2 protein-coding genes are annotated in these 1116 nt (G+C 63.5%); one reads left to right on the top strand and one right to left on the bottom strand.

Annotated elements, in window-relative coordinates; translation table 11 throughout:
- A partial coding sequence (locus tag EN994_RS32535; protein WP_164746479.1) for a DUF502 domain-containing protein occupies positions 1 to 543 on the top strand: 543 nt, incomplete at its 5' end.
- Here EN994_RS32535 and EN994_RS32530 read toward each other — a convergent pair.
- Positions 495 to 1116 (bottom strand): helicase-related protein (locus EN994_RS32530; protein ID WP_281060226.1); only part of this gene is annotated, 622 nt, incomplete at its 5' end. The genes EN994_RS32535 and EN994_RS32530 overlap by 49 nt on opposite strands.

Genomic DNA, 1116 nt, shown 5'->3' with positions numbered 1-1116 from the left:
CTTATCCTGATCACGCTGATCGGTTTCCTGACGGCAAACATCGTCGGCCGCGCCATCGTCAATTTCGGCGAGCGCCTGCTTGGCCGCATGCCGCTGGTGCGCGGCATCTACGGCTCGCTGAAACAGATTTTCGAGACCGTGCTGTCGAACAAGGGTGACATGTTCCGCCAGGTCGGGCTGGTCGAATATCCGCGCAAGGGCGTGTGGTCGCTGGTGTTCGTCGCCAGTGAAAAGGAAACCGAGATCAACCAGAAGCTCGACCAGGAAGGCGATCCGCTGATCGCCGTATTCATGCCGTGCACGCCAAACCCGACCACGGGCTTCCTGATGTATGTGCCGAAGTCGGACATCGTGCCGCTCGACATGACGATCGAGGATGGCGCCAAGCTGATCGTCTCCGCCGGTCTGGTGGCGCCCGAAGTAAAGCAAATGGTTGTCGTGAATGGCGAGCCGATCGAAGGGATGCTCGCCAACCCTTCGGTTGCCGCCCTGGCTCAGCCGGCGCGCAGAAGCCGCACGGCTTCGTCGCGACCGAACAAGTAAAGCAGCAGGCGCAACGCCTCACCACGCTGCGATTGCAGCTCCGGATCGCGTGACAGGATCAGCCTGGCATCGTCGCGGGCGGCCTCCAGAAGGTCGGCATGCGCCTCGATGCGAGCCACCTGGAAGCCCGGCGTGCCCGACTGGCGGGTGCCCAGCAATTCGCCTTCGCCGCGCAGCTTCAGGTCCTCCTCGGCGATCAGGAACCCATCCTCGGTCTCGCGCATCACCGACAGCCGGCGTTTTGCGGTCTCGCCGAGCGGGTCCTTGTAGAGCAGCACGCATGAGGAGGGCTTGTCACCGCGTCCGACCCGGCCGCGCAGCTGGTGCAACTGGGCCAGGCCGAAGCGCTCTGCATGCTCGATGACCATGACGGTGGCGTCCGGCACATCGACGCCGACCTCGATGACGGTGGTGGCGATCAGGATGCGTGTCTCGCCCTGCTTGAAGGCGCGCATCGCCTCGTCCTTCTCGGCACCCTTCATGCGGCCGTGAACGAGACCGATGCGATCGCCGAACAATGGTTTCAGCGAGGCGAAGCGGTCTTCGGCCGACATCAGTTTGATCTCTTCGGAT

The organism is Mesorhizobium sp. M7A.F.Ca.CA.002.09.1.1, assembly GCF_003998555.1.
In the GTDB taxonomy this organism is placed as follows: domain Bacteria; phylum Pseudomonadota; class Alphaproteobacteria; order Rhizobiales; family Rhizobiaceae; genus Mesorhizobium; species Mesorhizobium ciceri.
This window is presented reverse-complemented; position numbering and strand designations above follow the sequence as displayed.